The 16,645-nt window shown below is 62.2% G+C and carries 12 protein-coding genes; 8 read left to right on the top strand and 4 right to left on the bottom strand.

All coding sequences use genetic code 11. The features are described 5' to 3' along the window. Window positions 1-5: 5 nt before the first annotated feature. The 4 genes from ruvX to gshB form a co-directional block, all read right to left on the bottom strand. The gene (gene ruvX, locus MST27_RS01325; RefSeq protein ID WP_243604202.1) at window positions 6-434 is read right to left on the bottom strand and encodes a Holliday junction resolvase RuvX; all 429 of its coding nucleotides are present in this window, start codon (window positions 432-434) and stop codon (window positions 6-8) included. Beyond that, on the bottom strand, window positions 431-1,000 hold the full coding sequence (locus MST27_RS01320; protein ID WP_243604201.1) for a YqgE/AlgH family protein: 570 nt from the start codon (window positions 998-1,000) through the stop codon (window positions 431-433). Before MST27_RS01320 ends, ruvX begins: the two co-directional genes overlap by 4 nt. A gap of 69 nt (window positions 1,001-1,069) precedes the next feature. After that, window positions 1,070-1,966 carry an energy transducer TonB gene (locus tag MST27_RS01315; protein WP_243604200.1) on the bottom strand — a complete coding sequence of 299 codons (897 nt, stop codon included), beginning with the start codon at window positions 1,964-1,966 and terminating at the stop codon, window positions 1,070-1,072. Between the two features lie 131 nt (window positions 1,967-2,097). Beyond that, a complete protein-coding gene (gshB, locus tag MST27_RS01310) occupies window positions 2,098-3,078 on the bottom strand; it encodes a glutathione synthase (protein ID WP_243604199.1) in 981 nt (326 codons plus the stop codon). 236 nt (window positions 3,079-3,314) lie between these two features. Here gshB and pilG point away from each other — a divergent pair, with 236 nt between their 5' ends. From pilG to MST27_RS01270, 8 genes are all read left to right on the top strand, one after another. Further along, window positions 3,315-3,722 (top strand): twitching motility response regulator PilG, encoded by a 408-nt coding sequence (pilG, locus tag MST27_RS01305; RefSeq protein WP_243604198.1) that lies wholly within the window; start codon window positions 3,315-3,317, stop codon window positions 3,720-3,722. Between the two features lie 43 nt (window positions 3,723-3,765). Beyond that, window positions 3,766-4,131, top strand: coding sequence for a twitching motility response regulator PilH (gene pilH, locus MST27_RS01300; RefSeq protein WP_021206021.1), 366 nt, complete (start codon window positions 3,766-3,768; stop codon window positions 4,129-4,131). A gap of 41 nt (window positions 4,132-4,172) precedes the next feature. Next, a complete protein-coding gene (locus tag MST27_RS01295) occupies window positions 4,173-4,709 on the top strand; it encodes a chemotaxis protein CheW (protein ID WP_243604197.1) in 537 nt (178 codons plus the stop codon). 79 nt (window positions 4,710-4,788) lie between these two features. Continuing rightward, complete coding sequence (locus MST27_RS01290) at window positions 4,789-6,837, top strand: methyl-accepting chemotaxis protein (protein WP_243604196.1); 2,049 nt, start codon at window positions 4,789-4,791, stop codon at window positions 6,835-6,837. Window positions 6,838-6,896: 59 nt separating this feature from the next. After that, entirely contained in the window at window positions 6,897-7,760 is an 864-nt protein-coding gene (locus MST27_RS01285) for a protein-glutamate O-methyltransferase (protein ID WP_243604195.1), read from the top strand. 11 nt (window positions 7,761-7,771) lie between these two features. Further along, complete coding sequence (locus tag MST27_RS01280; protein ID WP_243604525.1) at window positions 7,772-15,109, top strand: Hpt domain-containing protein; 7,338 nt, start codon at window positions 7,772-7,774, stop codon at window positions 15,107-15,109. Then, window positions 15,102-16,154: a chemotaxis protein CheB gene (locus MST27_RS01275; protein ID WP_243604194.1), complete on the top strand. Its 1,053-nt coding sequence runs from the start codon at window positions 15,102-15,104 to the stop codon at window positions 16,152-16,154. Before MST27_RS01280 ends, MST27_RS01275 begins: the two co-directional genes overlap by 8 nt. Beyond that, on the top strand, window positions 16,151-16,621 hold the full coding sequence (locus MST27_RS01270) for a chemotaxis protein CheW (RefSeq protein WP_243604193.1): 471 nt from the start codon (window positions 16,151-16,153) through the stop codon (window positions 16,619-16,621). The genes MST27_RS01275 and MST27_RS01270 overlap by 4 nt, the downstream gene beginning before the upstream one ends. Window positions 16,622-16,645: the final 24 nt, after the last annotated feature.

Raw genomic sequence — 16,645 nt, 5'->3', positions numbered from 1 at the left:
CCGCATCAGTCGGTCTGCTGGGCATTCAGCCAGCCTTCTAGTAGGAGCGCGGCCGCCAGCGCGTCGACCGGGCGTTCACGGTAGCCTCCGTTCTGCCCTTGGCGAAGTCGCTCGCCCTTGGCTTCGTAGGTAGTCAGTCGTTCGTCGTGGGTGTGAACCGGAAGGTTGAAACGGCCGTTGAGGCGGCGCGCGAACTTTTCAGCACGCGCGCTCATTTCGCTGGGGCTGCCGTCCATGTTCAGTGGCAAGCCGACGACAAGCGCGTCGGGCTGCCATTCGCGGATCAGAGCTTCGATCTGCGACCAGTCGGGCACGCCATTTTGCGCCTTGAGTACACACAACTCTCTTGCCTGACGAGTGAATCCCTGGCCGACCGCCACGCCGATCTGCCGGGTGCCGTAGTCGAAGCCCAGCAGAAGCCGTAGCGCACTCATGCGTGACCGACCTGGCTACTGAGCAGGTTGAGGTCGACACCCAGCGAGGCGGCAGCGGCGGACAGGCGCAGTTCGAAAGGCAGATCGAAAAGGATGTCCAGCTGGGCCGGGCAGCTCAACCAGACGTTGCCGACGAGCTCGGCCTCCAGCTGGCCGGCTTCCCAGCCTGCATAGCCCAGGGCTACGAGGTGCTGTTTGGGGCCGTGGCCATCGGCGATCGCAAACAGGACGTCCTGGGAGGTCGTCATGCCGAGCGAGCCCAGATCGAGCGTGGCCTGAAACTGGGACCCGGGTGGATGCAGCACGAACCCTCGGTCGGTCTGCACCGGACCGCCGGTCAGAATATCCAGTTGCTGGCTGATGCCGGTAATCGGGTCGTCCGGACGCAACTGCTCGAGCACGTCCGTCAATGTCAGCCCACTCGGGCGATTGACGATCAGACCCATGGCCCCTTCGGGCGTGTGGTCGACGACGTAGATGAGTGCTTGGGCGAAATTGGGATCGACCATGTGGGGCATGGCGATCAGGAAGTGATGTTTGAGATAGCTCGGCGAGGTCGCGTTCATGCTCGCTAGCTTAAGCGTTGCCGGGACGGGCGTGAAGCCGCAAGCAGGGCAGGCAGGTGCCGAGGTCGGTCAGCGGCTGGACAACCGGTCGCCGCGCTCGAAACGCCAGGTCCTGATGATTTCGACCTGATCGAAATTTTTCGCGAGCTCGCCGGAAAAGGGCGCAAAGGGTGCGGCCAGCCTGACGATACGCATCGCGGCCTCGTCGAGTACCGCCTGGCCGGACGACTCCAGGACGCGGAGTTCCTGTACCGCGCCATTGCGGTCGACGACCACCAGCATGCGCAGGCTGCCATAGATGCGTTGCCGTCGTGCCTCGTCGGGGTAGTTCAGATTGCCGATACGCTCGACTTTCTTGCGCCACTCATCGCGGTACCAGGCGCTGATGTCGCGCATGGTGGCCGCGCTGTTCTGGCGGCTGACGCGAGGTCGCTTGGCATACTGCTGCCGCTCATGGGCCAGCTCCGCCTCGAGGCTGGCGATCTCCTCGCTCAGCTGTGAGCTGTCGAAGACAGGTGCTGGCTGCGATTCGGGTTGCGGCTTGTTCTCCTGGGGCTTGTCGGGCGTCTTGTCCCTTTGCGGCGACCGAGTCGCAATCGCGGTTTTCGCCGATTCGCTGCGGGTGCTTGGCGGCGGCGATGCAGCCGGGGTCACCTTGCGGATTTGCGTGTCCTGAAACGGTGCCTGTTCGTCGGTCTTCGGCGTCGCCTTGTGCTCCAGCGTGCCACTGCCCTGTTGGTTGTCCTGGGCGAGGAAGTCCGCTTCCTTGGGCTTCTCCTCGCTTTTAAAGGTGGAAATCGTGATTTCCAGCGACTTGCTCACCTGGGTAGGGTCGGCCAGGCTGAATCCGAGCCCGAGGATCAGTGCCGCATGGAGCACCGCTGCCAGGAACAGTGTAAAGCCAAGGCGATCCGCGGGGCGGACCACCGGAGTGGCTGGGGACGGTTGGCGTGTCGCTGCGTTCATCGCATTTCAGTCGGCTCGAAGTGCGCGCAGTCTGCCGAGCGAGACTGCAAAAGTCTATGAACCAGCCGGCAGCTTTGCGGTGTCAGCAGCCCGTTGGCTGCTTCCTGCGATGAGCGGGTCGTTGATCTCGCTCAGCGATCGCCAGGGGTTACCGTTTGGTCGCGCGCGTTCAGCTGGGCGGCGATGGCGTCCATGAGCCGCTCGCCAATGCGCGTGTCGAACGCGTTGTCGATTTCGCGGATGCAGGTCGGGCTGGTGATATTGATTTCGGTGAGGTAATCACCGATGACATCGAGGCCAACGAACAGCAGGCCGCGCTTGCGCAGTTCCGGTCCGACCAGCGAGGCGATCTCGCGGTCACGGTCCGACAGTGGCTGCGCCACGCCACGACCGCCAGCGGCCAGGTTGCCGCGGGTCTCGCCAGCGGCGGGAATCCGTGCCAGGCAGAACGGAACCGGCTCGCCGTCGATCATGAGGATGCGCTTGTCGCCATCCTTGATTGCCGGTATGTAACGCTGCGCCATGATCTGCTGAGTGCCGTGCTTGGTCAGGACCTCTAGAATGACGGACAGGTTGGGGTCCCCCTCGCGGTGACGGAAGATCGAGGCTCCACCCATCTCATCCAGCGGTTTGAGAATGATGTCACGCTGTTCACGAGCGAACTCCCGCAGAATGTCCGGCCGGCGACTGACTATCGTGGGCGGGCTGCACTGCGGAAACAGGGTGGCAAAGAATTTCTCGTTGCAATCGCGAAGACTCTGCGGACGATTGACTACCAGCGCGCCGGCCTGTTCGGCGAGTTCCAGCAGGTAGGTCGAGTAGATGTACTCGCTGTTGAACGGCGGGTCCTTGCGCATGAGGATGACGTCGAGCTCGCCCAAGGCGCTGTCGACTTCATCTCCGGTTTCGAACCAGTGCTCCGGGTCGTTGAAGACGGTCAGCGGTCGCATGCGGGCACGTGCCTGACCGGTGGTCTGGTAAAGGTCGCGCTGCTCCATGTAGAACAGTGTCCAGTTGCGCGCCTGAGCGGCCAGCAGCATGGCGAGCGAACTGTCCTTCTTGAAGGTGATCTGCGCGATTGGGTCCATGATGATCCCGACGCGAACAGTCATGTGGTGGTCTCCGCAAAATGGCAGCCAGGGCTGCCGAAGGCTTGAAATGTGGGGGCAGATTGGCCGCGGATGTGCGTTGGGTCAAGGAAAATCCCGACGCTCCGGCGGCAGATAGCTTGCGCATGAGGGAGTGTGCTAAAAAGGTCCGGCGATTGGGTGCAGCCCATCGATGACAGGGCCTCTGGCGCACTGGCATAACGATAAACTACGACTCACCGAGGCGATGGTAGGGCGAAATGGAACAGCACTCCGAGGGCTTGAAGGTCATGGTGATCGACGACTCTAAAACGATTCGTCGCACGGCCGAAACGCTGCTGAAGAAAGTAGGTTGTGACGTGATCACAGCGGTGGATGGCTTCGATGCGCTCGCCAAGATCGCAGATACGCACCCGCGCATAATTTTCGTCGATATCATGATGCCCCGGCTCGACGGCTATCAGACCTGTGCTTTGATCAAGAACAACAGTTCTTTCAAATCGACACCGGTGATCATGCTGTCGTCCAAGGATGGCCTGTTCGACAAGGCCAAGGGGCGGATCGTGGGGTCTGATCAGTACCTCACCAAGCCCTTCAGCAAAGAAGAGTTGCTCGGTGCAATCAAGGCGCATGTCCCTGATTTCGCACCATTGGAGCAAGTATCCTGAAGTTCGGCCTGTGTGCCGCTGAAGCCTTTCTTACGGAGAAATCATGGCTCGCGTTCTGATTGTTGATGACTCGCCGACCGAGATGTACAAGCTGACGGCCATGCTGGAAAAGCATGGCCATGTCGTTCTGAAAGCCGAGAACGGTGCCGATGGCGTCGCGCTGGCTCGCCAGGAGAAGCCGGATGCCGTGCTCATGGATATCGTTATGCCCGGCCTCAATGGCTTTCAGGCCACTCGCCAGCTGACCAAAGATGCGGAAACAAGTCACATCCCGGTGATCATTGTGACCACCAAGGATCAGGAAACCGATAAGGTCTGGGGCAAGCGGCAGGGTGCCAAGGATTACCTGACCAAGCCGGTCGACGAAGCCACACTGCTGAAGACCCTTAACGCCGTACTCGCCGGTTGATCCCGGCGGCTCTGTCAATCGGACAAAGGGACCTGGTCAGCATGTCTGATGCGCCATCACCGTTTCAGCGTCTTCTCGAAATCGACGCGCGTTGTCGCGCTCTGGCGGCTGGCCTGCCTTCGCAGCAAGAGGCTATCCAGACCTGGGCGGGGATTGGGTTCCGAATGGGTGGTCGCTTGTTCGTGGCGCCCATGGGCGAGGTTGGCGAAATTCTCCATGAGCCCCGGTATACCTTGCTTCCGGGTGTGAAAGGGTGGGTCAAGGGCGTAGCGAACGTTCGTGGTCGCCTGCTGCCGATCATGGATCTGTGCGGCTATTTCGGAATGGAACTCTCTCCGTTGCGCAAACAGCGGCGGGTGCTGGTCGTCGAGCATCAGGAAGTATTCGCCGGGCTCACGGTCGACGAGGTATTCGGCATGCAGCACTTTCCGGTAGATGCGTTCTCGGAGCAGTTGCCGCCGGTTGAGGCGTCGATACAGCCGTTCATTCACGGTGTTTTTCAGCGCGAGCAGCCCTGGCTGGTCTTCAGCCCGCACGCGCTGGCCGCGCATCAGGCTTTCCTGGACGTGGCGTACTGAATATAGGCGGGTCGGCAGATGCCGGCCTTTTAGTTGTTGGAAGGAACAAACGGTGGGGGTCCAGGCGGGGGCCGGAACAATGAAAAAATTCAACGCGAATGCATTGCTGGCAGGGGTACGTAGCAATACCTTGATCGCCGGTCTGTTTGGTCTTCTGATCGTGTCGATGGTGCTGTTGTTCGCCAACTTCGCCTATATCAATACCCAAGCTGATTACGACAACGAATACCTTGGACACGCCGGTGAGCTGCGAGTTCTGTCTCAGCGCATCGCGAAGAACGCCGTGGAGGCGGCTTCCGGTACTGCCGAGGCGTTCGAGTCCTTGAAAGACGCGCGCAACGACTTCAGCCAGCGCTGGGGTTATCTGTCCCAGGGTGATGAGCAGATCGGATTGCCAGCCGTTCCGGATGCATTGCAGGCGGAACTGGCGGCGGTCCAGCAGGACTGGGATACCCTGCGTCAGAACACCGATGCGATCCTTGCCAGCGAGCAGACCGTCCTGTCCCTGCACCAGGTAGCGACCACGCTCGCTGAAACCATTCCGCAGCTGCAGGTTGAGTACGAAGAGGTTGTGGACATTCTCCTGGAAAGTGGCGCGCCCGCTGCCCAGGTATCGGTTGCCCAGCGGCAGTCGCTGCTGGCCGAGCGTATCCTCGGTTCCGTGAACAAGGTTCTTTCCGGTGATCAGGACTCGGTTCAAGCGGCCGACATGTTCGGACGTGACGCCAGTCTGTTCGGTCGTGTATTGACCGCCATGCTCGAGGGCAACGAGGCCATGGGTATCACCCGGGTGGGCGATGCCGAAGCGCTGGATCGCCTGGCCGAGATTTCCGAACTCTTCCAGTTCGTTTCCGGTTCGGTAGACGAAATTCTCGAAACCTCCCCTGAACTGTTCCAGGTACGCGAATCCTCCAACAACATCTTCGAGGTCTCGCAAACCCTGCTCGACAAGACCTCCGCTCTGACCTTAGGGCTGCAGGGTCTCGCCGATGCCCGTTACGTCTACACCCTGGCGGGCTATGTGCTGGCTGTGTTGGCGCTTGCCTCGATTCTGCTGATCGGTCTGGTCATGGTCGTCGAGACCCGTCGCCGCCTGGCTGAAACGGCCGAGAAGAACGAGCGTAACCAGACCGCGATTCTGCGTCTGCTCGACGAAATCGGCGACCTTGCCGACGGTGACCTCACCGTGGCCGCAACCGTTACCGAAGACTTCACCGGTGCGATCGCTGACTCCATCAACTACTCCATCGACCAACTGCGTGATCTCGTTGAGACCATCAACCAGACCGCCGTACAGGTGTCTGGCGCGGCCCAGGAAACCCAGGCGACCGCCATGCATCTGGCGGAAGCGTCGGAGCATCAGGCCCAGGAGATCGCCGGTGCATCGGCGGCGATCAACGAGATGGCGGTATCGATTGACCAGGTATCGGCCAACGCCGCCGAATCCTCGGCGGTAGCGGAACGCTCGGTAGCCATCGCCAACAAGGGTAACGAGGTGGTGCACAACACCATCACCGGCATGGACAATATTCGCGAGCAGATTCAGGACACCTCCAAGCGAATCAAGCGTCTCGGTGAGTCGTCGCAAGAGATCGGTGACATCGTGAGCCTGATTAACGATATTGCCGACCAGACCAACATCCTCGCGCTCAACGCCGCAATCCAGGCCTCGATGGCCGGTGATGCGGGACGCGGCTTCGCAGTCGTTGCGGACGAAGTTCAGCGCCTGGCAGAACGTTCCTCGGCGGCGACCAAGCAGATCGAGGCGCTGGTCAAGACGATTCAGACCGACACCAACGAGGCGGTAATTTCGATGGAACAGACCACGTCCGAAGTGGTTCGAGGCGCTCGCCTCGCACAGGACGCCGGTGTCGCACTCGAGGAAATCGAAAAGGTATCCAAGAGTCTGGCAGCGCTCATTCAGAACATTTCGAACGCAGCGCGCCAGCAAGCCTCCTCGGCAGGTCACATCTCGAACACCATGAACGTGATTCAGGAAATCACCTCACAGACCTCTTCTGGTACCACCGCCACGGCGAAGAGCATTGGTAATCTGGCGAAGATGGCCAATGAGATGCGCCAGTCGGTGTCCGGTTTCACCCTGCCCGAAACGCAGGACCAGGCCTGAACGAAGTGCACGGCAGTTGGCCGCAGCTGCCGTGAAAGTTCATGAGTAAGGGGCGGGACATGCAGCCAAGCGTTGACTGGTCACTGAGACCCTTGGCCGATATGTCGCCAGCAGAGTTTCATGACTGGCAGGCATTGCTCGAAGCGCGTTCCGGGCTGGTTGTCTCGGAGCAGCGCCGCGCGTTCCTGCAGGTCAATCTCAGCAGCCGCATGCGTGAAGTTGGTGCGACCGATTACGCCAGCTACTACCAGCAGGTCGTGTCCGGCCCGCGCGGTGCGGTCGAGTGGTCCGCGTTGATGGATCGCTTGACTGTGCAGGAGACTCGATTCTTTCGGCATCCCCCATCGTTTGCGTTCTTGTCGACCTACATCCGGGAGCGTTGTGAGCAGCGAGAGGCGGCGCGTCCCTGGTCATTGTGGAGTGTGGGTTGCTCCAGCGGCGAAGAGACCTATTCGTTGGCAATCACGGCGGCCGAAGCCCTGACGGGGGCTGGTGAGGTGCCGATTGGTGTAATCGGAACCGATATCAGCCTGAGCGCACTGGCGCGCTCCCGTGAGGGCATTTACGCCCGCCGTCGCCTTGAACACGTCGGTGATGAGTTGCGAGAGCAGTATTTCCAGCCGCTGGAAGCTGATCGGTTTCAAGTGGTACCCAGCCTGGCGGCACGCGTGTGCTTTGCCAGGCTCAACGTGCTGGAGCTGGCCGATGCGCCAATGTCCAACATGGACGTCATTTTTTGTCAGAACCTGCTGATCTATTTTCGTCGCTGGCGTCGCCGCGAAATCCTCAACCGCCTGGCCGAGCGCCTGGCGCCAGGAGGCTTGCTGGTGATCGGCGTGGGCGAGGTGGTCGACTGGCAGCATCCGGACCTGGAGCCGGTCGCTGACAATCAGGTTCTGGCCTTTACCCGGAAAAGTTTATGAGCGGAGTCGCTATGGGTGATCGGCACGATTATGTCGCCCTGGAGTGGGTGAAAGGCGAAATTGCCGAGACGCTTAAACAGGCGCGGCAAGCACTGGAGGCGTTCGTCGAAAACCCGCAGGACTCGACGCGGATGCAGTTCTGCCTGACCTATGTCCATCAGGTCCATGGCACCTTGCAGATGGTGGAATTCTTCGGTGCCGCGCTGCTTGCCGAAGAGATGGAGCAGCTCGCGCGGGCGCTGATGGAAGGCCGGGTTGCCAGCCAGACCGAAGCCCTGGAAGTGCTGATGCAGGCGATCCTGCAGATGCCGGTATATCTGGATCGCATCCAGACGGCACGCCGTGACCTGCCGATGGTCGTACTGCCGCTGCTCAACGATCTGCGCGCGGCCCGCGGCGAAAAGCTACTCTCCGAAACGAGCCTGTTCTCACCGAACATGTCGGTTCGGCCTGAAGCCCTGTCTAGCGAGTTTCTGGCGCAGCGGCAGACCGCCGATCTGCCTGCCCTGCTGCGCAAGCTGCGGCAGATGCTTCAGGTCGCGCTGGTGGGAATCATCCGCAACCAGGACCTGCCGACCAATCTCGGTTACATGGCGCGGGTGTTCGCTCGCCTGGAAATGCTCTGCAAGGACGCTCCGCTCGAGGCCCTCTGGCAAATCGCCTCCGGTGTCGTCGAGGGGCTCGCCAGTGGTGGCGTGGCCAACGGCACCTCAATCAAGACGCTGCTGCGTCAGGTAGACAAGGAGCTCAAGCGGCTGGTCGAGCAGGGTGCCAGTGGCATCAACCAGCCGGCACCGGATGAGTTGGTCAAGAACCTCTTGTTCTATGTCGCCAAGGCGCCAGCGAAATCGCCACGTATCCAGTCCCTCAAGGCTCAGTACAGCCTCGACGAAGCGCTGCCCGACAGCAGCGTAGTGGACGAGGAGCGGGCTCAGTTGGCCGGCCCCGACCGCAGCGCGATGCGCTCGGTCGTGGCCGCACTCTGCGAGGAGCTGGTTCGGGTCAAGGATAGTCTCGACCTCTTCGTACGCAGCGACCGCCTCGGCCTGGCGGAACTCGGGGCGATGCAGGCACCGCTCAAGCAGATTGCCGATACGCTGGCTGTGCTGGGGTTCGGACAGCCACGCAAGATCATCCTGGACCAGATCGGTGTCATCGAGTCCCTTACCAGCGGAACCCGTGAGCCCAGCGACGCGGCGTTGATGGATGTTGCCGGCGCGTTGCTATATGTCGAGGCCACGCTCGCCGGTATGGTGGGCGGCACGGATGATGACCGCAGTGAAGACAGCCACCTGCCGACCACCGATGTCGCGCAGATTCATCAGCTTGTCATCCGCGAGGCGCGTACGGGTCTTGAGCAGGCGAAGGACGCCATCATCGAATTCATCGCGTCTCAATGGAATCATCAGCATCTGGCCCGAGTGCCCGACCTGCTGACGCAGTCCCGCGGTGGACTGGCGATGATCCCGTTGACGCGCGCCGCGGCACTGCTCGATGCGTGCAATCGCTACATCCAAGAGCAGTTGCTGGCACTGCAGGCCATCCCCGACTGGCAGAGCCTGGACACGCTCGCCGATGCGATCACCAGCGTCGAGTACTACCTTGAGCGGCTGAGCGAAGATTGCGGCACGCAGGGTGATTTGATCCTGGACGTGGCTGAGGAAAGTCTCCAGGCACTTGGCTACCCCCTTGTCGATAAAGCATCGGTGCTCGACCAGCCGCTGCTCGAGGAGCCGGACACCCTCATCCTGGGGGATCCGCTGGAAGAAATCGAAGTGCTTCCTGCCGAGCCGGTGGAGGGGAATATCCATGGCCAGCAGCCAGAACCGGGGGAGCAGATCCTCCCTCCGCAAGCGGTCGAGGCGTTCGACCCTGACCAAGCGTTCGAGACCATCGAGCCTCAGTCGGTCGAAGGGCAGCAGGTCGCGTTCGACACTCTGCCCGAACCTGACGAAGAAGACCCAACGGAATGGCTGATCGAATCCGAGCCGACCGCTGTGGAGCAGGACGACGAGCCGCTGTTCGAGGCAGAGCCTTCGGCTGCCGATCTACCGGCGCAGGGCGCTGACGCCCCGGGCTGGACCGAAGCGGAAATGATCGAACTGGGCATGCCGGAGGTCGAGCTGCCCGAGCGCCAGGAGCAGCCCGCCGGGCCGGTGCCAGCGCTCAACATCGAAGACGTGATGGCAGCCCCTGTGGTGGCGATCAACCCGCCCGCGCGCGATGTGCCGCCGAGCCTGTTGCCACCACCAGCCGACGAGGACCCGGTCGACGACGACCTGCTTGAGGTTTTCATCGAAGAAGCCGCCGAGGTGCTCGAAACCATCGGGGAATACCTGCCCAAGTGGATCGCTGATTCGAGTGACAAGGATTCACTGGGGGAAGTCCGGCGGGCCTTCCATACCCTGAAGGGCAGTGGTCGGATGGTGCGTGCGCTGATCATCGGCGAGCTGGCCTGGTCGGTCGAAAATCTGCTGAACCGGGTGATCGATCGAAGCATCGAGGCGAGCGCTCCGGTCAAGAAACTCGTCGGCGACGTCGTGGCGCTGATGCCAGCGCTGGTCGAAGAGTTCGCGGCCAAGGCGCAGCGTCAACGCGATGATGTCGACCGCCTCGCGGCAGATGCCCATGCGTTGGCGAAAGGACAGCCGCTCGACCCGGATCCTCAGGGCGAGCCAAGCAAGCCGCTCGAGACGACAGGCGAGCAACCGAGTGACGCCGAGCTGTCGGATGCCCTTGATCCGCAGTTGCTCGAGATATTCCGCAACGAGGCCGAATCTCACCTGACCACGCTGGTGGATTTCCTGGCCGACTGCGCGCAGCGGTTGCCGCAACCGGTCACCGACGCACTGCAGCGTGCGCTGCATACGCTCAAAGGCAGCGCCCACATGGCGGGCATACTGCCGGTCGCTGAAATCGCGACGCCACTGGAAAAGATGGTCAAGGAGTTCAAGGCCAATCTGATATCGATGGACCTGGCCGAAGCCGAGTTGCTGCACTCGGCCGAGCAGCTTCTGCGGCTTGGCCTGGACAATCTCGATCAGGATCCGTTGGCGCCCATCGAGGGATCCGACGCCTTTATCGCCCGCGTTCACGAGCTCCATCAGTCGCGTCTGGCCGAGGCCAATGCCAAGGGTGAGAACGAGCAGGGCGAAGCGCGCGACCCGGGCATGATCGCGTTGTTCCTTTCCGAAGGCATGAACATTCTGCTCGATGCCGAAGACCTGCTGCACAGTTGGCGCGAGCACCCGGCCGAGCGGCAGGAGCTGACTGCACTGCTTGAAGAGCTGACTGCTTTGGGGCGTGGCGCCCAGATGGCCGATCTGCCACAGATCAATGCCATTTGCCGGGTCTTGCTGGACCTATACGCGGTCGTCCAGGAAGGCCGTCTGGCGGTGAGCGGTCGATTCTTCGACGACGTCGAAGAGGGGCACGAGGCGCTGGTGGGCATGATGGACCAGGTTGCCGCGGGTTTGCAGGTCTCGGCCCAGCCCGAGCTTGTGGCACGCCTGGAAGCGTTGCTGGCCGAGGCGGTCGATCCTGCAGCTCTGGGTCTGGCAATACCTTCGCCGGATGCTCAAGGTGTCGGCACCGAGCAGAGCCTCGACATCGAAGCCATGCCTGTGGACACTTTCGAAGCCGAAGCCGAAGCCGAAGCCGAAGCCGAAGCCGAAGCCGAAGCCGAAGCCGAAGCCTGGCTGGCGGCGGTGCCGTCGGAAGATGCCGTCATGGCGGTACGCGACGAGCAGGACCAGGAAATGGTCGAGATATTTCTCGACGAAGCTGTCGACCTGCTGGAAAGTGCGGGCGGCGCGCTGGAGCGATGGCTGGCAGAGCCGAGCAATCAGCTGGCGCTGTCGGCGCTTCTGCGTGACCTGCATACCCTCAAAGGTGGCGCGAGGATGGCTGAGATCCGTCCGATCGGCGACCTCGCCCATGAACTCGAAACGCTTTACGAAGGGCTTTCCGATGGGCGCTACGTGCACTCGCCGGAGCTCGCCTCGCTGCTTCATCGCAGCCACGACCAACTCGCCGTGCAGCTCGAGCAGTTGCAGGCGAACGCCCCGATGAACCCGGCTACCGCGTTGATCACAAGCATTCAGTCGTTTCGCCAAGGCGGGTCCCTGAGCTTCGACGAGCCAACCGGCAGCGATGACGCAAAGGGTACGCCCGCACACGGCGAGGAGGCCGAGGACCCTGAGCCCGGCGAGAACGATCCCTTTGCCGAGGAGCTCGATGCAACGCTAGCGCTGCCCGGCGAGGCGGTGCCCGAGTTGCCGGAAGTCAGTCTCTCCGACGAGAACACCTGGCTTGTTACCGATGCGTTGGATGATGCGGCACCGGCGTTCGACAACGACACGGACGAGGCATCGCTGGATGCGGTCGAGCACGTTCTTCCAGAGGAAGAAAGTGTCGAGCAGCAAGCCGATACCGACGTGGAATCTGAAACGCCGCAGTCGGATTCTCCAAGTGCTGCAGAGGTCGTCGATAGCGACGATGTACCTCCTGCCGAAGCTCTGAGCGACTCGTCTTCCTGGAGCGACCGAGATCCTGAGCTCGTCGAAATTTTCCTCGAGGAGGGATTCGACATCATCGAGCGCGCCGGGCACTCGCTGCAGCGCTGGATGGAGAATGTCGACAACAGCCTCGAGATCGAAGCCCTGCAGCGCGATCTGCATACCCTCAAGGGCGGCGCGCGGATGGCTGATATCCGTGAGATCGGCGATCTTGCCCATGAACTCGAGTATCTGTACGAAGGCCTGTGCGCCGGTAGTTACCGGGCCAGTCCGACCCTCTTCGCACTGCTACAAAGCTGTCACGATCGGCTCGCGACCATGCTCGATGCGGTGCGCTCGAACCATTCGCTTCCGACCGGACTGGACCTGATCGACACCATCCGACGGTTCCGGGCCAACCCGGACGAGCAGCTCGCCATGCCCAGCAGCGTCGCGCTGAAGGCGGCCGACGAGGTTCGGCACGATTCAGCGGCCGAGGCCGAGATTCTGGACATCTTCATCGAAGAGGCTGATGACCTGCTGGAAGAGATGGAGGCGGCGCTGAGTCGTTGGGACGCCTCGTCCGATGCCAGCGACCCGCTGGCCGATATCATGCGGATCCTTCATACCCTGAAGGGCGGTGCTCGGTTGGCTGGCCAGGTCGCGCTGGGTGATATGGCGCATGATCTCGAGCAACGGCTTAGCGAAGCGCAGCTTCACGGGGCGCCCTGGCCGGAGAGTCTCTATCTCGATACGCAGAGTGGCTACGATGCGCTCCTGAAGGATGTCGAGGCGATGCGCCTTCGCCTGGACAGCGATACGGACGAACCGGTGGCTGTCGCGATCGAAGAGAGTTCGCAACCCGAGCCGAGCCCTGTCATTTCGCTGCAGACGCCGATTGTCGCAGCCAGCACCCAGGCGCCGAGCACTCAGGCACCGGCCAAGGTCCTTCCGTTCATACGCCGGGCCGAGCAGGCCGCGGCAGAGGCGGCGTCACGCCGCGCACCCCAGGAGCTGGTCAAGGTGCCGGCCGACCTGCTCGAGGGGCTTGTCAACCTTGCAGGAGAGACTTCGATCTTCCGGGGGCGGGTCGAGCAGCAGGTCAGCGACGTCGGCTTCACGCTGGGCGAAATGGAAGCGACCATCGAGCGTGTGCGAGACCAGCTGCGCCGTCTGGACACCGAAACCCAGGCGCAGATTCTCAGTCGTTACCAGGCCGAGGCCGAGCGTGCCGGCTACGACGATTTCGATCCGCTGGAGATGGACCGTCATTCCCAGTTGCAGCAGTTGTCACGCGCGCTCTTCGAATCCGCATCTGACCTGCTCGATCTCAAGGAAACCCTGGCCGCGCGAAACCGTGATGCCGAGACACTCCTGCTTCAGCAGGCACGGGTCAACACGGAACTGCAGGAAGGCCTCATGCGTACGCGCATGGTGCCCTTCGACCGACTGGTGCCGCGTTTGCGCCGTATCGTGCGTCAGGTGGCTGGCGAGCTCGGCAAACAGGTCGAATTCCACGTCGGCAATGCCACCGGCGAAATGGACCGGAGCGTGCTGGAGCGCATCGTCGCGCCGCTCGAACACATGTTGCGCAATGCCGTCGATCACGGAATAGAACCGGTTGCCAAGCGTTTGGCCGCTGGCAAGCCGGAGCAGGGCAATATTCGTCTGGACCTGACCCGCGAGGGCGGCGACATCGTGCTGACGCTCAGCGACGACGGCGCCGGAATCAACCTCGAGGCGGTGCGCCGCAAGGCGGTCGAGCGCGGATTGATGGTGCCGGGCAGCGAGCTGTCCGACCATGAGGTGCTGCAGTTCATCCTGGAGGCGGGCTTCTCCACTGCCGAGAAGGTCACGCAGATTTCCGGACGTGGTGTTGGCATGGACGTGGTGCATTCGGAGGTCAAGCAGCTCGGTGGTTCGATGAGCATCGAGTCGACGCTTGGTCAGGGCACTCGCTTCCTGATTCGCCTGCCATTCACGGTGTCGGTGAACCGCGCACTCATGGTCTATTCCGGCGAAGACCTCTACGCGATTCCGCTGAACACCATCGAGGGCATCGTACGGGTGTCGCCTTACGAGCTGGAAGCCTATTACCAGCCAGGCGCTTCGCGGTTCGAATATGCAGGGCAGACCTATGAATTGCGCTACCTCGGCGAGCTGCTGAACAACGGTCAGCGGCCGAAGCTGGTCGGGCAGAGCCTGCCTCTTCCGGTCATCCTGGTCCGCTCGAATGAGCATAGCGTTGCCGTGCAGGTAGACAGCCTGGCGGGTTCACGCGAAATCGTGGTGAAGAGCCTGGGCCCGCAGTTCGCCACCGTGCCGGGCATTTCCGGTGCCACCATCCTCGGCGACGGTCGCGTGGTGGTCATTCTTGACCTGCTGGCGACCATTCGCGTCCTGCATGCGCAGTTGTTGACCCAGGCCCAGCCGATGCACCTGCTTGGCGCAGCCGAGGAGGTCGAGGCGGAAATCGACCGGCCGACGTTGGTCATGGTGGTCGACGATTCGGTCACGGTACGCAAGGTGACCAGCCGCCTGCTCGAGCGCAACGGGATGAACGTTCTGACCGCCAAGGATGGTGTCGATGCCATCACGCAACTGCAGGAACGCAAGCCGGACGTCATGCTGCTCGATATCGAGATGCCGCGCATGGACGGCTTCGAAGTGGCCACGCTCGTGCGGCACGACGAGCGTCTGAAGGATTTGCCGATCATCATGATCACCTCGCGTACCGGCGAGAAGCACAGGGACAGGGCCATGTCGATTGGCGTCAATGAGTATCTGGGCAAGCCATACCAGGAATCGCTGCTGCTGGAGACCATCCAGCGCTTGGTCAAGCACCATGAGTGAGACCTCGGCTGCACGCATCGGTGTCATTGCCGACACCTCTCTGCAGCGTCACGTGCTGCAGCAGGCCCTGACCGCCAATGGCTACCAGGTGGTTCTGAACAATGACCCTGAACGGTTGCAGGAAGAGGACCTGGCAGCCGTCGAGGCCGACCTGTGGCTGGTCGACCTCGCTCAGACCGAAGATTCTCCGTTGGTCAATTCATTGCTCGAGCGCGACAGTTGCCCGGTGCTTTTCGGCGAAGGGCGCGCGCCCGAGCGCCACTCCGAACACTACCCTCGGTGGGAGCGGCGGCTCTTTGGCAAGCTCAAGCGGCTGGTAGGCGATCCTTCCTGTGTGGTCGGGCCACGGCTGGAGGTCCTGCGTCGGGATGAGTCGCAGCCGAGCTGCCTGGAATTGCCGGCCTCGTTGGTCCGTGCTCGCGAGTTGGCAGGCGAGCCGGCGCGGGAAGTCTGGCTGCTCGCCGCGTCACTGGGGGGGCCAGAGGCGGTAAAGGCCTTCCTTGACGTATTGCCCGCCGGCTTGCCAGTCGGCTTCGTCTACGCCCAGCACATCGAAGCGAGCTTCGAAGCGGCGCTTTCCCAGGCGGTTGGCCGGCATAGTCAATGGCAAGTCGGGCAGAGCCGCGACAGGGACCGGATACGCTGTGGGGAGGTCGTGATCGCACCCATCGCCCAGGAGATGGGCTTCGACAAAGACGGATCGATGCTGCTCACAGGGCGGACGTGGCCGGAACCCTACAGCCCGTCGATCGACCAGATGATGCTCAACCTGGCGCAGCAGTTCGGCCAGCGCTGCGGTGTGATCGCCTTCAGCGGCATGGGCAGCGACGGCAACGCCGCCGCGGCCTACGTCTTGAGGCAAGGCGCTCGCGTGTGGACCCAGCGAGCCGATACCTGCGCCTGTTCGAGCATGCCCGACAGCCTTCGCGAAGGGGGCTACAGCACGTTCAGTGGCGATCCGCGGGAGCTCGCCCAAGCCCTTGTCAATCATCTTGCGCAACAGGCCTACGAGCCGGTTGCCGTCTCGCAAGTGGATAATCCATGAGTCAATCCGTTGCTACTCAGGACACACAGGCCAGTCTGACCGGCCTGTTGGTGCCTCTCGCCGACCGTACGCTACTGCTGCCCAACGTTGCTGTGGCTGAACTCATTGCCTATCGCGCACCGCAGGCGGTGGAGGGAATGCCGACCTGGTTTCTCGGCCAGGTGCCGTGGCGTGACCTGAGGTTGCCGCTGTTGTCGTTCGAGGCGGCTGCAGGCGGACAGGTGGAGACGGGGGCGCGGGCACGAGTCGCCGTGCTCAACGCCATTGGTGGGCGCGACCACGTCAAGTTCATCGCGCTACTGGTGCAGGGCATTCCGCGCTCAATCAAGATCGATGCAGAGTTGGCGCGTGCGGACGTTCCTCTGGAACCGCTTGAACTCGATGCCGTGAACCTGGGCGACGTTCAGGCGCGCATTCCCGACCTGGTGGCGCTCGAACAAAAGTTGGCGGATGCCGGCCTGATCTGACCGGCTCCTTTCGGTACCAAGGCG

The sequence above is a fragment of the Stutzerimonas marianensis genome (assembly GCF_022810315.1).
Lineage (GTDB): Bacteria > Pseudomonadota > Gammaproteobacteria > Pseudomonadales > Pseudomonadaceae > Stutzerimonas > Stutzerimonas marianensis.
The sequence above is the reverse complement of the archived record's forward strand: the minus strand, read 5'-3'. Positions and strand labels throughout refer to the sequence as shown.

Coding starts and splice junctions, on each gene's coding strand:
- ruvX (WP_243604202.1), bottom strand. CDS start 434: ATGAGTGCGCTACGGCTTCTGCTGGGCTTCGACTACGGCACCCGGCAG.
- MST27_RS01320 (WP_243604201.1), bottom strand. CDS start 1,000: ATGAACGCGACCTCGCCGAGCTATCTCAAACATCACTTCCTGATCGCC.
- MST27_RS01315 (WP_243604200.1), bottom strand. CDS start 1,966: ATGAACGCAGCGACACGCCAACCGTCCCCAGCCACTCCGGTGGTCCGC.
- gshB (WP_243604199.1), bottom strand. CDS start 3,078: ATGACTGTTCGCGTCGGGATCATCATGGACCCAATCGCGCAGATCACC.
- pilG (WP_243604198.1), top strand. CDS start 3,315: ATGGAACAGCACTCCGAGGGCTTGAAGGTCATGGTGATCGACGACTCT.
- pilH (WP_021206021.1), top strand. CDS start 3,766: ATGGCTCGCGTTCTGATTGTTGATGACTCGCCGACCGAGATGTACAAG.
- MST27_RS01295 (WP_243604197.1), top strand. CDS start 4,173: ATGTCTGATGCGCCATCACCGTTTCAGCGTCTTCTCGAAATCGACGCG.
- MST27_RS01290 (WP_243604196.1), top strand. CDS start 4,789: ATGAAAAAATTCAACGCGAATGCATTGCTGGCAGGGGTACGTAGCAAT.
- MST27_RS01285 (WP_243604195.1), top strand. CDS start 6,897: ATGCAGCCAAGCGTTGACTGGTCACTGAGACCCTTGGCCGATATGTCG.
- MST27_RS01280 (WP_243604525.1), top strand. CDS start 7,772: ATGGGTGATCGGCACGATTATGTCGCCCTGGAGTGGGTGAAAGGCGAA.
- MST27_RS01275 (WP_243604194.1), top strand. CDS start 15,102: ATGAGTGAGACCTCGGCTGCACGCATCGGTGTCATTGCCGACACCTCT.
- MST27_RS01270 (WP_243604193.1), top strand. CDS start 16,151: ATGAGTCAATCCGTTGCTACTCAGGACACACAGGCCAGTCTGACCGGC.